This is a genomic window from Italian clover phyllody phytoplasma str. MA1, from assembly GCF_000300695.1.
Taxonomy (GTDB): domain Bacteria; phylum Bacillota_I; class Bacilli_A; order Acholeplasmatales; family Acholeplasmataceae; genus Phytoplasma.
The window spans coordinates 1-466 of record NZ_AKIM01000172.1 but is presented as its reverse complement, the minus strand read 5'-3'; the positions used below and the strand labels follow the sequence as shown (position 1 = coordinate 466).

General features: G+C 27.3%; 1 pseudogene. It reads right to left on the bottom strand.

Going from position 1 to position 466, the window contains the following annotated elements:
• Positions 1-174 precede the first annotated feature (174 nt).
• Positions 175-466, bottom strand: a pseudogene (locus tag RI01_RS03175) (DnaB-like helicase C-terminal domain-containing protein); the annotation flags it as partial.

The window sequence follows — 466 nt, the reverse complement described above, 5'->3', positions numbered from 1 at the left end:
ATGGCAACAAGTTGGGTTGTTTCCTTGATGGATGGGACAAGGGAAACGATATTTGGTGTTGAAGTTTGGGGGTAAAATTTTTAATTTTTTTAATAAAACAATCATGGGAAAATTAGTTTTAATGTGTTTAATTTTGTCTTGATGATTCATTTATTTTAACTCCTATTTTTTTGATTAATAATAAGTTTCTATTTGATAAGGTAAAACATAACCGATTTCTTGGAAATTTTGAGTACTCATTTCAAAGTGATAAATTAAGGTTTTTTTGGTACCACTTCTATTTTTTTTGATACATACTTCTATTATTTTTTGATTTTCATTGTCATCAGATTCTAAATAGAGTTGATTTAAGGTTGAATTATAAATATTTAAAGGTTTTTCTTGGTCTTTGGCTAGTTTTGGTCTAAATTCAGACATCATTAAGACGATATCAGAATTGGTTTCAATTCCGCCACTTCCTTTTAAA